Here is a 15263-nt window from a genome sequence, read left to right as displayed (position 1 = left end):
ATTTACCAAAGAAATCGCTATGTATTTTTGCAGTTTAATAGAATTTATCTATTAGCCATATACCAAGCCGGCTCCTATAAAGTACAATATTTTACTTACTTTAGAAAGGACAGAACTAAGCAAGTATTCAATTATGAGCTCTACTAATATTGCATCGGCAGAGGCACAGATGTTGATCAGGAAACCCGTATCAACGGTCTACCAGGCATTAACAGATTCCGCTATCACTACTAAATTCTGGTTTACAAAATCGAGTGGTAAATTAGAGGAAGGGAAGAGTGTGACCTGGGAATGGGAGATGTACGGAGTATCAGCTTCCGTAATGGTCAGGGAAATGGTACAAGACCGAAAGATTTCCATTTCCTGGGGAGATCCTGCGACCATTGTCGATTTTGAATTTATGGCTGTTTCTGATCATTCCTGTTACCTCAAAATTCGCAACTATGGTTTTACGGAAACCGGGGATGCATTACTTAGCGTGATTAAGGACAGTACCGGTGGATTCACCTTATTGATCGCCGGTTTAAAAGCTTACCTGGAACACGGCATTCAACTTAATCTGGTAGGAGATAAATTCCCGGAGGAAGTAAGGAAATTGGAGCTGTAAGTTGCCCTAATCCTTAAATGGCTGCCTGCTAAGAAATTTATCCGCCCGGGGAAATAATCAATATGCTTCGTCCTTGTTTTCTCTAAACAAATAGGATTAACTTCTACATTTTGAGGCAAGAAGAATGGTCTTCTGCTAAAAACTGTAACTCATGAGAATTCTAGCTGTCCGCCTGCTGGCAACCACTTTAGCCATTTCATTAAATTTATCCCTACTCTGTATGACTTCCTGTACAGGAAATGAAGAGCACAAAGAGATTGAGAAGAAAGTAGTGATGGTGCGCGATACTGCCGAATATTTCCTGTTGCGCCCGGGAGTGGAAAAAGCTTATGGGTATTCTCACGCGGTAAAGATAGGAGACGAAATAAGAATTTCAGGAGCTGTAAGTATGGACGAAGAAGGTAATCCTACCGCCATAGGGGACATGGAACAGCAAATGAAGAATTGCTACGAGGATCTAGGGAAGGTATTAGAACATTTTGGCTGCAGTTTTGACGATGTGATCGTCGAAAATATTTTTACCACAGATATGCCCCAGTTCCTGGAAGTTGCAGCCTACCGCAACCAGGTGTACACCAACCACTTTCCAACCGGTTCCTGGCTTGGGGTAAAAGAATTGGCCTTACCCGAATTCATGATCGAGATCGAGTTAGAGGTCTTTAAGTCCGAATAGGGTTTGAGCTTGAAAAGCTAAAGAAGTACTGATGCCTACTCATCAAAACCAAAATATTGAGCAAGATATTTCCTGAAAGACATGGAGTCACTACTCTAATTTAGTAACTTTAATAGGAGTCCTTTTAAAATACTCAGGCCATGGGACGTAGCCCGGTCATATCATCCGAAATTGCTATCGCTGCATCAACTGCGCATGTATGGGATGTAATTACTAATCCCGATTACGCCAGGATACTGGGCAATGCCTTTGACAAAAATGCATACCTGGAGTCGGATTGGGAATTGGGCTCCAAGGTTCATTTTAAGTACAGTACCGGGGGTATTGTTGCGACAGGAGTTGTGGCAAAACGAGTGGATCGCAAACTGATACAGGTAGATTATAATTTTGATGGCATGGCCTATGTTGAGAAGTTTACCCTCAGTGGGGGGGATTACGGATCTAATTTACAGGTATTTTCAGGACCCCATGGCCAGGATTTCGAAGCACAGAAAGTAGTTTGGAAGAATTGGCTTCAGAAAGTGAAAGAGCTAAGTGAAGAATGACCGGTTTTATATATTTACCATACAACTGAATATTAATGCAAAAACAATCAACTATGAGAGTGAGGGTCGTTAGTGTAATGGTTAGGGAACAGGAAAAAGCCTTACAGTTTTACACCAAAAAACTTGGCTTTATAAAAAAACAAGATATTCCAGTGGGAGGGGAAAATCGCTGGCTGACCCTAGTCGCACCGGACGATCAGGACGGTCCGGAGGTCTTACTGGAACCTGCCCCGAATAATTTTGAACCCGCCAAGACGTACCAGGAGGCCTTATATAATGCCGGGATACCGTGTACGCAGTTCAATGTAGACAGCTTGGATGAGGAGTATGATCGCCTTGTTAAACTAGGGGTCGAGTTCACAACGAAACCCACAGATGTTGGCTCTGCCAAAATTGCAGTTCTCGATGATAATTGCGGCAACCTCATTCAACTCATAGAAATGAAATAGTACTCCGATTAAAGGATCTCTCCACATTTTTTCTACAAGATGCTAAGATCAGAACCTATCATAGCCGTAAGGGATGTAGAAGCAAGTGCTTCCTGGTATATGGAATTACTAGGATGCAATAGGAGCCATAGAGGCCCGCTGTTCGAGATCCTGACAGATGAAGCAGGAGAACAGCTCCTTTCCCTTCACCGCTGGGATGCACATGACCATCCCACTTTTAAAAACCCCGAAATAGCCCCGGGTAATGGGCTCATCCTGTATTTTGTAGTCGATGACCTTGAGAAAACCTGGAAAAATGCCGAAGAATTAAAGACCAAAGTAGAAGCACGTCCGCATTTAAATACCAATTCGGGCCGAATGGAATTTTCGCTGCGCGATCCGGATGGGTATTTCATCTCAGTGTGTTCAGATAACTAGTTTAGCACCCCTCAACTAACCAAACACATAAAAAAAAATCCTTGACCGGTTAATGTATATTTTCTATATTCATAGTCATTTGCATAGACTATTTTAATTTTCAGACTCAATATATCATTTCGTTATGAAAGAAGTTGTTCAGACCATACAAGGTGTTAAATATGTGCTGTTCCTATTATTATGTGCTGTTCCCTTAAATGCACAGGAAAATGAGGATGCAGAACCCATACCGTTTAAAATAATAGTGAAGGAGAATAAAGGAGGCCTAAAACTGCTGTGCAAAGAAGGCTGTAGTTGGATTTCACTGAGCTTTACAAGTAAAGATGAAACTCCTCAGGCAATCAATCACCGGGGTATGACACGCCTGGATACTCCATTACCTCAGAATCACCCCGATGAATCCGAATTTTTGTTTACAATTCAGAAAACTAAGAACAAGTTTAGTCTCTCTGGCCTAAAAGGTACTGCCTGGAAGAATCTGGAGTTTGACATTCCCGGATATGGCATAAGAGCTATCGACCGGTTTGGTTTGATGCAAATTTAACTTCTATACATCTGTCATTCGGAGAGATTGCCGGACAAGCGGGTAAGGTATTTTGGTGGCCGGTAAAACATTGGCTAGAGGAAATAGTAGCTATCTGCCGTAAAATCACTATCTTATAGTATATGTAAAACCCCTGTTATGAAATATTTCATTTTCATAATATTACTGATTTCGTTCATGACCAATGATATCATTTTTAATTTCTCCAAATCTGCAGATATCAGTGGTTGGGTCGTTGTGGTGGATGGCGTTATGGGCGGAAAATCTACAGGTGAATTCTGCCTGACAGAAGAAGGTCATGCCCTCTTCAAAGGCCAAATCTCACTTGAAAATAATGGCGGGTTTTCCTCTGTGCGTTACAGGTTCCCTAAAATGAATGTCTCTGATCACAGCCAGATTCATCTCCGGGCCAAGGGTGACGGTAAAAAATACCAGTTCCGAATAAAGGATCACGTCCGAAACTACTATTCCTACACCTCGCATTTTGATACTTCCGGAGAGTGGGAAGATATCGCCATTGACCTGAAGTATATGTACCCCGTTTTTAGAGGCAGGATCCTGAACCTCCCTGATTTTTCGGGTGATGAGATTGCCGAAGTCACTATCCTTATAGGGAATAAAGTGGAAGAATCCTTCAGGATAGAGATAGACTCGATCTACATGGAATAATTTCAATTCTGCTTTCCGCACCCTTATCTTAGATCTCTAGGACTGTGTTTTCTGCCCGAATACCGAGATGGAAAAATTCACAATATCCTCATATGCAGATTTTTCATCTATCTTTAAAAAGGTATGCGGGTTTCGGCATGCTTTACAGTCGCAATCCCAAAAATTGAACAGCGCCACAAAACATGAGCATCGAGAACAGAACAATAGAAATGCAGTGAAAAGAATTTGCTGCCCGAACAGTTGGCTACTCCTTTATTAGAACTCATCATTTGGCCGTTGCCCTGATGTATATCCTTACCATTATTATCCTGAGAAACCGGCTTCAGGAAAAGATAGTATAATAGGTGCAAGGCACATTGGTGCGTGCCCGTAAAATGACGTAAAATCTAAAAACATGTCCTACTTCACCTCCAAACGAGAGAAACGGCTGTGGCTTTGGCTGGCGGCTGCACTGGTTGCGATCTTTACCACGCTTGGGTTCGCCGGTTCCCTGGCCAGGGAAATCGGGGAGAGTGTATTAGGGGTCGGACTATTTATTCTATGTTGCTTGCTGGTCCTTGCCATGGTAATCACCAACGGACTTTCCAGGAAACCGGGGAAAGCAGAGATAGGCCTAGCCCTGGGACTCGCGGCCGTGTATATTATGATCTTTGTTCGGATGCGAAGCCCTATAGAACGCAGTCATCTTTTTGAATACGCTGTGGTGGCACTTCTTATCCACGAGGCCTTGAAAGAACGAAGGTCCCAGGGCGCAGAAATTTCTTCGCCATCCATAATTGCGATACTTGCTGCCACATTCGTCGGGGTCTTGGACGAAAGTGTGCAGGCATTTGTACCCCAGCGCGTTTTTGATCCGATAGACATGTTGTTCAATGCATTGGCTGCTTTTATGGCTGTGGTGGGAAGCGAATTGCTAAGCTGGGCCAGACATCGATTTAATAAGTCCTAGTAGCTTTTATAAATCATTTAAATGGCTTGGATAAAATAGTATGGATAGATAGGCCTCCCTTCTCTGCCATTGAAAGTGGTGAACAAGGGGCAATGCAGATTATACATTAAAAAAGTGGAAGATTCTGGGGATCCAAACCCCCAACCTGGTTACCGTTAAAATCAGAAACACAATGACCGGGGATCTCTAAACCCCTCCCCAGGTATAAGTTATGCAATCTCACTGCAGTTTCCTTGCAGTAGACATATCCATATTATAAGTATTTCGAACCTATCACAGAAAGGAAGTGGCAAACTTTGCCAACATGCGATATTACTACAGATTGAAGAAAACCTGTATTTTTCCCAATTAAACCCAGAAGCGAAACGACCGGGGAACACTAAACCCCTCCCCAGGTATAAGTTATAAATTCTCACTGCAGTTTCCTTGCAGTGAATAATATATTAGTCAGACCCCGGCGCAAGAAATGTGATGGTGACATGAAACGGATAGAACTATGAGTGTAGTTACCACATTGTCTCTATGGGCTTCCCACCCGCCCCGGTTGTAATTTAAGCCCGGCCACTGCATAAAACCAGCACCCTGAAAGCCTCTGTGTAGGCCTGACCATATTAAAGAAATACCTCATCATTTTGACCAATAAATATCCTGGATTGTGAATCATACACTTTACTTTGTAATCTTCTGAAATTTCAGTCCGACTTTCGTATTTTCATAAGAAGATATACGAACAATGAAATTCTCTATTAAACTTGAAAAGATCCGATCTGCCGACCGGATCGATAATTACTGGCAAGCTGCAGATTACAGGAATTTGCTGCAGTCCATGGATTACGATGATGCGGAGAGTATTCCTGAAGATGAAGTAAAAGAAATGCTCTATATGGCCCTGAGTGAGCTTGAGCCGGAAGAGGCAGCCGAAGTAGTACTGCGTTTTAAACTGGGAGAACGTCTTAAAGCGAGCCAGATCAACAACCTTTCTCATGAAATGCTAGATAATCCCATGGGAGAAGAATATCCTGACATCTCCTTTCACTATCCACTATTTAATATCAACCAGTTGCTGTTAGAGGCATTTAATGGTAAGTTTCCGAGATCTAAGGCTTCTGTGATCGACCTCCAGTTAAAACTAGCGGGAATGCTGAAGGTCAATAAAGAGGTGATCTTAAGAACGCTTAGCGACCTATTGTCCCCTAAAAGCGTGCTGAAGCGACTTTTCCAGGAGCAATTGGATGCGGATGGCGAACTGAAGGATGCTGAGAGTATCATCTGGCAAATGGAAACAACCGGGCTGGACAGTTACAGGATCATAACCTCGGACTACTGGATCGGGCGGGAGGATTTTGAAAGGGAGGAGTATTCCGGTACTTTGGATGAAGATGAGATTGAACACCTGAAATAATTTCTGATAGGAGTGGAAAATAGAACCCCCAGGCGATTACTTAAGTTGATTTATACAGGTGTTGAAACCGGGAGCTATTTGCTGTTAGTTCTATTATGGTTGTACGTTGTGTTTTCTTATAGCAGCCTCCCCGAACAAATCCCAATTCATTTTAATGGCAAAGGCAAGGCCGATAATTTTGGGGATAAAACCGTAATTTTTGTTTTGCCACTGCTTGCAACAGTTTTATTTATTGGGTTGAACAAGCTGAAACAATATCCCCAGTATATAAATTACCCTGTTAAGATCACAATGGAAAACGAGGAGCGTCAATACGACAATGTCCGGCGAATGATCAAAACGCTTAACATAATTATTATCCTCACCTTCTGGGGCATTGTTTTGGGAACGGTTAAAGTTGCCCGGGGAGAAGCCGAGGGCCTCGGAATTGAACAGTTCGGTAAGGCTTATTTCTTAAAATCAACAACATTTAATATTGACTTCATGGTTACTGAAGAAACATTTAAAAAGCTAGCATTATCCTTTCCCGGGACGGAAGAACGACCACATTTTGAAAGAATTGGATACCGAGTTGTAGGCAAGCGTATGTTCGCTACCTTTCTCGACATAGACAACTCTGCTAACATTTTCCTGTCTCCTGAAGAACAAAAAGTTTTCTGTTCCATAGATTCCAAAAACATCTATCCTATCCCCAATAAGTGGGGAGAGCAAGGAGCAACCACTTTTGTACTAAAAGAAATATCCAAAGATATCGTTCTGGAAGCATTGCTTTCTGCGTATAGTCAAATTCTAAACCCCAATCCCAAAAACAAATGAGAGGAATAGGAAATACCCCTTTAATTAAACTGGAACATCTTACCGATAAAAACAGTGCAGATATCTATGTGAAATTTGAAGGTGCTAACCTGACCGGCAGCATGAAGGATCGCATGGCGCTGTCCATGATTGAAGGCGCAGAAAAAAACGGTCGTTTACAAAAAAACATGAAGGTGGTCGAATATACCGGCGGTAGTACCGGGAGTTCCCTGGCCATGGTCTGTGCCCGAAAAGGCTACCGGGCTCATTTTGTTTCCTCTAACGGCTTTTCTGAAGAGAAAATACAAACCATGAGGGCCTTTGGTGCCACCGTAGAACTGATCCACGCTGAGAATGGCAAATTAACCGGGGAGGTGATTAACCGCATGATTGCCAGGGCCAAAGAACTTATAGCGGAAGATGACACCTTCTGGCCTGACCAGATTAACAACCCGGATAACAAACGGGGCTACCATCCTATGGGCCGTGAAATTTTGAATGAGCTGGGAACTGAGATCGACGAGTTTGTCATGGCGGTAGGGGGTGGTGGATGTATCTCCGGGAATACGGAGATACTGAAAGAAAAAATTCCGCGCTTACGCACTATAGCTGTTGAACCCTATTACGTCCGTAATATCTCGGGAGGCGACACTAGCGGAACCCATAAACTGGAAGGTATCGGTTTGTCCTTTATTCCTTCAATTTTACGAAAAGATCTCATCGATGAGGTAATAGCAGTTACAGACGAAGATGCTTACAAAATGGCCAAAGAATTGGCGACAAAAGAAGGAATCTTCGGCGGTGCTACTTCCGGGGCTAACGTCTGGGCAGCATTACAGCGGGCCAGAGAACTTGGTCCGGGAAAAAAGATAGTAACCGTGGTTTGTGATTCGGGCTTAAAATACCTGAAGGGTGATTTATACGCTTGACAAACCCGATAACTTCGTAGGCGAATCGCTTATTTCACTATATTTATAAGAGCCCCCGAGGCATTATTAGCCTGCTTTAGAAGCTGTTTCAATAAAGTATGGGCAATGAATCCAATAGTTATCCTCTTGCTGCTACTATCGCGGCCCTGTCTTGCTAGTGCACAGGCCACTCTTGTTCCTATGGAGCCGGAAAATATATACGCCCATATGGACGTGGCGTTTAATCAATCAGACCTGCCGGCGGTGGTAGCCATAGCCGTGGATAAAGCGGGTGAGCGGGTAGTATATGAAAAAGGCAAAGCCATCTGGGACAAGGAAATCCCGGTGACGGCCGACCATCTTTTCAGGATTGCCTCCATGACCAAATTACTGACCAGCATTGCAGCCATGCAATTGGTTGAGAGAAATCTCCTGGAGCTCGATGGTGATCTTTCCGAATTAATGCCTGAAATGGCCTCCATTCCAATCCTCCAGGGGGACTCCCTTATTCCCGCGGAAAAGCCCATCACCCTTAGACATTTACTTACCCATACCGCGGGCTTTGGTTACTTCGGGTATACCGTGGACCCTACTTTATTTCGAGAAGATAACTGGCCTTATGATGATAAACCCAGGATGTTTGAAAGTGGCACTCAATTTTTATACGGTACCAGTACCGATTGGGTCGGCAAGTTGGTCGAAAAAGTCAGTGGTCAATCATTAGATATCTATTTTAAAAAGCATATCACCGGGCCCCTGCAGATGAATCGGACTTTTTATAACGTCCCAGAGTCATTACATCACCTAATTGTGTCCAGGGGGCACCGGGGAGAAGACGGTGAACAATCCCTGGTCGAAATTGATGCCCGGGTTCCCGCTAAGGTCACCGAGACTTTCAGCGGTGGCGGAGGTCTGTTCTCTACTCCCAATGATTACACCAAACTCCTGTACTGCCTTCTTAATAAAGGTGAATTCCCCGGAGGCAGGATACTGAAGGAGGACACCGTAAACGAGATGCTTAAAAACCAGGTCGGTGAGATATCACTCAATCCGGGGAAACGATTTTCTGCCCCTGGCAGTTGTTGTAATTTTAGTGGACTGATGGATACAGATTCCAAATGGGGATTGGCATTTATGATAGACAATTCTCCTGAACCCTATGGTCGAAGCAAAGGCACAGTGGCCTGGGGTGGATATTACAACACCTTCTTTTTTATTGATTTCAAAAAAGGCATCGCTGCTAGCCTTTATACCCAGCACATACCTTTTAACCACCAAAAGACTACCGATATATTTCATCGCTTTTCAGAATTAATATACACCTCAAAATAAACTGTTGTGAACAGCCAGGCGATCATAGAATCCATTAGTAGAGGAAGAACCGATTTTATTATCCGGTTGTTCTCTATTCCCGGGTGGACAGAGATTCTTCAGCAGGGCCGGGTTAAACCACTGCAGTGGCTGGTCTATTATAACGATACCACGGCCCTCAGGGCAGTCCTGCAAAACGGGGGTACCCTGGAAAGTATAAGCTTGGATGAAGAACTCGGGAACGCAGCCTTTTTCGGTCATTGGAAAGTCTGCGATTTCCTGATTAACCAAGGGGCCGATGTAAATTATAAGATTCCCGGAACACTAGAAACTCCACTCCACTGTGCATTGTGCAAAGCTGGCCGGCCTTATTATTTATATACGGTTCAATTATTGGTAGAAAAAGGAGCCAATGTCAATGCCAAAACCAAAGCAGGAGTAGGAACTTCGGCCTTTATGCGGGATGTCAGAGTCAAAGGAGAAACTCCGCTGCACAGAGCAGCCGCCTATGCGGACGAAAACATCATAAATTTCCTTTTGCATAACGGTGCGGATAGAACGATCAAAGATGCACATGGGAATTCAGCTTTGAGTTGGGCATCAGAACATCTTCGGCCCGGGAAAATTCTCTCGATGCTGAGTTATGGAGATCATAAGATCGGCAAGGGCCATTTGCGGAATACCAGTGACCACGGTCAAGGCTGGGGAAACGGAATGGATTGGAACCTTTTTGGAGCTTACCTGCCAGAATAAATTAGGAAAAGGCTATGAAAGCAGTCCAGATCAATAAATATGGAAACGGAGAAAACTTAGAATACACAGATATCCCCATTCCCGTACCGAAAAAAAGAGAGGTCCTGGTAAAGATTCATTGTACTACAGTGAATGATTATGAATGGTGCATTATGAGGGGAAAACCTATTCTTTATCGCCTTATTTATGGCCTGCTGAAACCCAAGATCCGTCTGGGGATGGAACTTTCCGGCACCGTCGTTTCCCTGGGCCCGGAAGCCAGTGATTTTGAAGTAGGTGATGAAGTGCTCGGAGATATTTCCCAATATGGCTCCGGCAGCTATGCCGAATTTATCAGTATTGATGAACGGGCACTCAGGAAAAAACCCGCTGAAGTCAGTTTTGAAGATGCTGCTTGTTTGCCCCATGCAGGACTCCTTGCCTACCAGGCTATTCAAATACATGGCGAATTCACGGATGGGCAAACAGTGCTTGTAAACGGTGCAGGTGGTGGCTTCGGCAGCTTTGCCGTGCAACTGCTCAAACCACACAAAATAAAGATCACGGGAGTAGACAGTAAAGCGAAGTTGGTGATGATGCGGCAGTTGGGATTTGATGCAGTATTTGATTATAAAGAAAAAGACTTTACCCGTATTGCCAACAATTACGACCTGATCCTTGACCCTAAAACGAACCGCTACCCCTGGCGATACCTCAGATCCTTGAAAAGCGGAGGTAAATATATCACCGTTGGGGGGTCACTATTTAAAATATTGGTGGGACTAATATTAAATCCTCTATACCGGCTTATTACCCGTAAAAGATACCATCTGCTTTTTCTGAACCCTAATAAAGGTTTAGATCAAATCCTAGACCTCTACGCTTCGGGAAAAATCCGCCCTGTAATCCATGGACCGTTTAAACTAGAAGAAGCTACTGATGCTATACATTGTTTCGGAAAGGGTGAGCATAAGGGTAAAATTGTAATCACCGTAAAAATTGATGATTTATGAAAACTGAAGAATTAGTAAAGTTATGGTTCAGTAAATGGACAGCAGGTGAATTCCTGGACTTGCCGTTATCTGACGATTTCCGTCACACTAGCCCATTTGGCATTATGGAGGGTAAAAACACCTACCTGGACATCGTGATGAAGAATAAGGATAAATTTCTGGGTTACCATTTCCATATCCGGGATGCGATATATGAAAAGAGCAAAGCAGTGGTGCGTTACTATGCAGTGCAGGGCGACTTTGAATTGGAAGTTAGTGAATGGTACTACATGGAAAATGATCTTATCAATGAGATCGTAGCTTATTACCATATCGGGGAAATCCGGGAAGATAGACAGCTGGCATCCAACACCTGATGCACGGCTTCTGACTATACGCATATGCCATCTGGGCTCCTGACCAATGCTAGAAAATATACTATCTTTAAACGTAGATAAATATCATTTTATGAAGCAGATCATTTTTTCACTATCGTTTATAATACTGACCTTTCTAAGTGCGTGTAATAACCTCGAGGAACGCAAAAATCACTTGATGGTCACAGTGACCTATAAAACACAACCCAACAAGAATGTAGATGCGCTTGTGGCCCTGGAAGAATTGCTTGATAAGGTAAAAAAAGAAGAACATTTTGTTTCCGTTACTCTCCTTGTAGACCCGGAAGACAACTCCAATATCATGCTCTACGAAGAATGGGCAGATGCAGCCTATTACAAGAATCAACACATGCAGACCGAGCATTTAAAGCAATTCCGGGAAAAAGCTAATGAATTCTTAGTCGGTCCTCCACAGATCTCGTACTGGAAGATCAACCAGCTTATTGAATAATTCCCGGAGGTTATTCCTCAACCCCGTACGGGGACCGATCAATGCTGCATCAACAGGAAACCTCAAATTGGAAACACGTGAAAATTGGCAGGCAAATTTCGGAACATTTCAGGCAGGCCTACTTTGGCGGTAACTGGACGGATGTGAATTTACAAGAACAACTGTCTGACGTGAGCTGGGAAGAAGCCAACACAAGAATCGGTGATCTGAATACTATTGCCATGCTGGTCTTCCATATCCATTACTTTGTAAAAGCAACTCTCCAGGTTCTTCAAGGAGGAAAACTGGATGCGCATGATAAATTTAGCTTTAATCTTCCGCCTATTAAAAATGAGGAAGAATGGGAATCTTTCCTTCAAGAAATATGGAAAGAAGGCCAGGCATTTTCAGATGCTATTGCCGGTTTAGACGATGAAAAAATTCAACAGACCTTCGTAGAAGATAAATATGGCGATTACTACCGGAATCTCACCGGGATCACGGAACACACCTATTACCATTTGGGTCAAATTGTATTGATAAAAAAAGTGTTGCGAGCCTCATGATTCTCCTCTATGCCGTTCGTTATTTACGGTATCAGATTAAGCTTGCCCTGGCTTTATCCTTACCTTCTCCGAATGTTTAAAAAATGGAAAACAGGGTTGTTAGTCCTTCTAGGGCTGATAGCCGTTTTAATGCTCAGCGCCAACTTCATCATCACCCATTTTGTGCGTAACGCCGTGGAGACCGAATTGGATAAGCTGAAAACAAAGCACGACCTTTATTGGAAAATGCAAGGCCTGGACGTCAACGTTTACAGGGGTAATATGCGGATAAACCAGCTGCGTGTTCACCAGGACAGTGCGGACCTCAAGGCCTATGAACAAGGAAAAGTAAATCCCACCCAATTACTGAGACTCAACCTGGACAGCCTGTCTTTAAATGGCTTCAACCTGTACAATATCCTGATACGGAAAAAATTCCAAACCAAAGGATTTACGGTTTCCGGCTTGGACCTGAGCCTGCACCAACGTACCGAAAAACAGAAACAGGAACAGCAAGGCGACCTGGTACCTCACCCTGTCTGGGATTCCATTGCGTTTCTCGGTGTACAGGAAATCAATTTTGGCACTATCAACATTGACCGTGCCTCTTTCCGCATCCTCAATTATAGTACCTCAGATACCTTACAACATTACCGGGGAAGATCTCTTGCTGTCAATGGATTGATTCTGGAGCCTGAAAAAAGCAAAAAGAAACTGATGAAACTCAATACTTCGGGCCTTAACATCAGGATGATCAAACAGCAGATAGGATTTGATAAGGCGAACTACACCTTATCCTACGATACCCTGGATTTTGATAAGAAAAAACAGCTTCTTCGTATTAAGGGTTTGGGTATTGAACCTACGACAAATACCTTTGAACTGGCCTCTTCCTACAGGTTAGGAAAAGATGTATACAAAGGTAAATTGTCCACGCTGAAGGCCTATGGCTTTAGGTTCGATGAGCTATTACACCGCGGATTATTCATGGCAGACAGTGTTAAGATAGATTCCGCCCTACTGCAGATCTATAAGGATCATAAGATGCCGAAAGATACCCTGAAGCAACCTCAACTTCCACAACAGGCGCTTATCGCCTCTGCCCTTCCACTTTATATTCCCTTGCTGAAGGTTGAACAGGGGAAATTGACCTATCGCGAATTTATTGATACAGACAGTGATTTCCTGAGAATCCATATCAACGACATCGGCCTGAAGGCGACCCAACTCAGGTCTCCCTATTTTAATGATCGCTCAACCGATCCGCTGGAAATCGAAACAACGGGTGTTTTTCAGAATATTGCCAACTTTGACATCTGGTTCGAATTTCCTTATAAAGAATACACCGGCTTCAAATTCCGGGGTAATATCGGACCTTTTAAATATGAAAGCTTCAACCCTGTTTTTGAACCCCTTACCAACGTCCGCTTTACCCAGGGCCAGGGAAATGGGATCGAATTCAATTCTTACTGCAACGGCCAGACCTGTGAGGGAAGTATGGCTATGCGCTATGATGAGATTAAATTAAAAATGCTGGAAAAGGATGGCAATGGAAATAAGTGGTTCAATACGTTTGTCGCCAACATCCTGATCCGTCAGAATAATCCCGTAGGGAACAACCTCAAGACGGTCCCTATGCGTTTTGATATAAAACCATGGAGCGGGACCGTCAACCAACTGACCGGGAGTCTCCTTGGGGGGATAAAAGAAACAATAAAACCGTAAATTACAAGATAAGATTCTGAATTATGAGCAATACAATCCTTTTAAAGAGCAGGCCAGAAGGAGTGCCGGTATCTTCAAACTTTGAATTCATAGAAGAAAAAATCCCGGAACTCGAGGAAGGACAAATTCATCTTAAAACAAAATATGTTTCGGTAGACCCCTACCTGAGGGGAAGGATGAATGATACTAAATCCTACATACCTCCATTCCAGATAGGTGAACCTATAGATTCGGGAATTGTAGCAGAAGTTTTAGAATCCAGGAACGAGAACTTTAAAACTGGCGAGTATGTCACGGCAAGACTCCCCTGGAAGAAGGAGATCATAAGCAACGGGGACAACCTTCAGAAAGTAAACCCGAACACGGCTCCGCTTTCTGCCTACCTAGGAATATTAGGATTAACGGGACTAACCGCCTACCTGGGGCTCACCAAAATAGGTAAGCCAAAAGAGGGAGAAACCCTGGTAGTATCCGGAGCTGCAGGAGCCGTAGGTAGTGTCGTTGGGCAGATCGGTAAAATCATGGGACTTAGAGTAGTAGGAATTGCAGGCACCGATGAGAAGATAGAATTACTGAAAAAGGATTTTGGTTTTGATGTCGGTATTAACTACAAGACGACTAAGGATATGCGCGAAGCCCTTGGGAATGCCTGCCCCAATGGGATAGATGTCTATTTTGATAATGTAGGGGGCGATATCTCCGATGCCGTCCTATTCCATATCAACAAGTTTGCGCGAATGGTCATCTGCGGGGCCATAGCCATATATAATGAAACCTCGTTACCCAAAAGCATCAGCGTGCAACCCTTTTTGATCAAGAACAGTGCCCTGATGCAGGGGTTTATCGTCTCTAACTATGCCGAACATTTCCCTGAAGCCATCAATGCACTTGGGGGCTGGTTAAAAGAGGGAAAGTTGACCTATGAAGAGACCGTTGTAGAAGGATTCGAAAATATCCCCCAGGCTTTTATCGACCTGTTCTCCGGTAAGAATAAGGGGAAGATGGTCGTTAAAGTATAATACGACTTATGATTTATGGTCTATGAATATAGCAGTACTGCTTTATGCCCGGAGCCGTCGTATTAGCTTTAGATACGGGCCAGGTCAATCGGAGGATTTTACGCCCTGAACAATCTAATAATCATCCGTTCTTGTAGTGAAAATAATTTTCAA

At 43.5% G+C, this 15263-nt stretch carries 19 protein-coding genes and 1 pseudogene; all 20 read left to right on the top strand.

Annotated features, from left to right (window positions below):
• The first annotated feature begins 133 nt into the window (after positions 1 to 133).
• On the top strand, positions 134 to 607 hold the full coding sequence (locus tag PP178_RS05280) for an SRPBCC family protein (RefSeq protein WP_272593261.1): 474 nt from the start codon (positions 134 to 136) through the stop codon (positions 605 to 607).
• 274 nt (positions 608 to 881) lie between these two features.
• Entirely contained in the window at positions 882 to 1280 is a 399-nt protein-coding gene (locus PP178_RS05275; RefSeq protein ID WP_272593621.1) for a RidA family protein, read from the top strand.
• Between the two features lie 140 nt (positions 1281 to 1420).
• A complete protein-coding gene (locus tag PP178_RS05270; protein WP_272593260.1) occupies positions 1421 to 1825 on the top strand; it encodes a hypothetical protein in 405 nt (134 codons plus the stop codon).
• 53 nt (positions 1826 to 1878) lie between these two features.
• Positions 1879 to 2274 carry a VOC family protein gene (locus PP178_RS05265; protein WP_272593259.1) on the top strand — a complete coding sequence of 132 codons (396 nt, stop codon included), beginning with the start codon at positions 1879 to 1881 and terminating at the stop codon, positions 2272 to 2274.
• 39 nt (positions 2275 to 2313) lie between these two features.
• Positions 2314 to 2691, top strand: a complete 378-nt coding sequence (locus PP178_RS05260) for a VOC family protein (protein ID WP_272593258.1) — start codon at positions 2314 to 2316, stop codon at positions 2689 to 2691.
• Positions 2692 to 2815: 124 nt separating this feature from the next.
• On the top strand, positions 2816 to 3235 hold the full coding sequence (locus PP178_RS05255) for a hypothetical protein (protein ID WP_272593257.1): 420 nt from the start codon (positions 2816 to 2818) through the stop codon (positions 3233 to 3235).
• 138 nt (positions 3236 to 3373) lie between these two features.
• Positions 3374 to 3904 carry a CIA30 family protein gene (locus PP178_RS05250; protein WP_272593256.1) on the top strand — a complete coding sequence of 177 codons (531 nt, stop codon included), beginning with the start codon at positions 3374 to 3376 and terminating at the stop codon, positions 3902 to 3904.
• 394 nt (positions 3905 to 4298) lie between these two features.
• On the top strand, positions 4299 to 4853 hold the full coding sequence (locus PP178_RS05245; protein ID WP_272593255.1) for a VanZ family protein: 555 nt from the start codon (positions 4299 to 4301) through the stop codon (positions 4851 to 4853).
• A gap of 733 nt (positions 4854 to 5586) precedes the next feature.
• On the top strand, positions 5587 to 6255 hold the full coding sequence (locus PP178_RS05240) for a hypothetical protein (RefSeq protein WP_272593254.1): 669 nt from the start codon (positions 5587 to 5589) through the stop codon (positions 6253 to 6255).
• 12 nt (positions 6256 to 6267) lie between these two features.
• A pseudogene (locus PP178_RS14795) lies at positions 6268 to 6462 on the top strand (DUF1648 domain-containing protein); the annotation flags it as partial.
• A gap of 30 nt (positions 6463 to 6492) precedes the next feature.
• Complete coding sequence (locus PP178_RS05235) at positions 6493 to 7071, top strand: MmcQ/YjbR family DNA-binding protein (protein WP_272593253.1); 579 nt, start codon at positions 6493 to 6495, stop codon at positions 7069 to 7071.
• Positions 7068 to 7979, top strand: coding sequence for a PLP-dependent cysteine synthase family protein (locus PP178_RS05230; protein WP_272593252.1), 912 nt, complete (start codon positions 7068 to 7070; stop codon positions 7977 to 7979). Before PP178_RS05235 ends, PP178_RS05230 begins: the two co-directional genes overlap by 4 nt.
• 105 nt (positions 7980 to 8084) lie before the next feature.
• Entirely contained in the window at positions 8085 to 9290 is a 1206-nt protein-coding gene (locus tag PP178_RS05225) for a serine hydrolase domain-containing protein (RefSeq protein WP_272593251.1), read from the top strand.
• Positions 9291 to 9296: 6 nt separating this feature from the next.
• The gene (locus PP178_RS05220; RefSeq protein WP_272593250.1) at positions 9297 to 10022 is read left to right on the top strand and encodes an ankyrin repeat domain-containing protein; all 726 of its coding nucleotides are present in this window, start codon (positions 9297 to 9299) and stop codon (positions 10020 to 10022) included.
• A 14-nt stretch (positions 10023 to 10036) separates the two neighbouring features.
• Positions 10037 to 11014 carry an NAD(P)-dependent alcohol dehydrogenase gene (locus PP178_RS05215; protein ID WP_272593249.1) on the top strand — a complete coding sequence of 326 codons (978 nt, stop codon included), beginning with the start codon at positions 10037 to 10039 and terminating at the stop codon, positions 11012 to 11014.
• On the top strand, positions 11011 to 11370 hold the full coding sequence (locus PP178_RS05210) for a hypothetical protein (protein ID WP_272593248.1): 360 nt from the start codon (positions 11011 to 11013) through the stop codon (positions 11368 to 11370). Before PP178_RS05215 ends, PP178_RS05210 begins: the two co-directional genes overlap by 4 nt.
• Before the next feature lie 91 nt (positions 11371 to 11461).
• Positions 11462 to 11842 (top strand): putative quinol monooxygenase, encoded by a 381-nt coding sequence (locus tag PP178_RS05205; RefSeq protein ID WP_272593247.1) that lies wholly within the window; start codon positions 11462 to 11464, stop codon positions 11840 to 11842.
• 77 nt (positions 11843 to 11919) lie between these two features.
• The gene (locus PP178_RS05200; RefSeq protein WP_272593246.1) at positions 11920 to 12387 is read left to right on the top strand and encodes a DUF1572 family protein; all 468 of its coding nucleotides are present in this window, start codon (positions 11920 to 11922) and stop codon (positions 12385 to 12387) included.
• A gap of 72 nt (positions 12388 to 12459) precedes the next feature.
• A complete protein-coding gene (locus PP178_RS05195) occupies positions 12460 to 14091 on the top strand; it encodes a hypothetical protein (RefSeq protein WP_272593245.1) in 1632 nt (543 codons plus the stop codon).
• 23 nt (positions 14092 to 14114) lie between these two features.
• Complete coding sequence (locus PP178_RS05190) at positions 14115 to 15110, top strand: NADP-dependent oxidoreductase (protein ID WP_272593244.1); 996 nt, start codon at positions 14115 to 14117, stop codon at positions 15108 to 15110.
• The last annotated feature ends 153 nt before the right edge of the window (positions 15111 to 15263 follow it).

It is taken from the genome of Zeaxanthinibacter sp. PT1 (assembly GCF_028464225.1).
In the GTDB taxonomy this organism is placed as follows: domain Bacteria; phylum Bacteroidota; class Bacteroidia; order Flavobacteriales; family Flavobacteriaceae; genus Zeaxanthinibacter.
The sequence above is the reverse complement of the archived record's forward strand: the minus strand, read 5'-3'. Positions and strand labels throughout refer to the sequence as shown.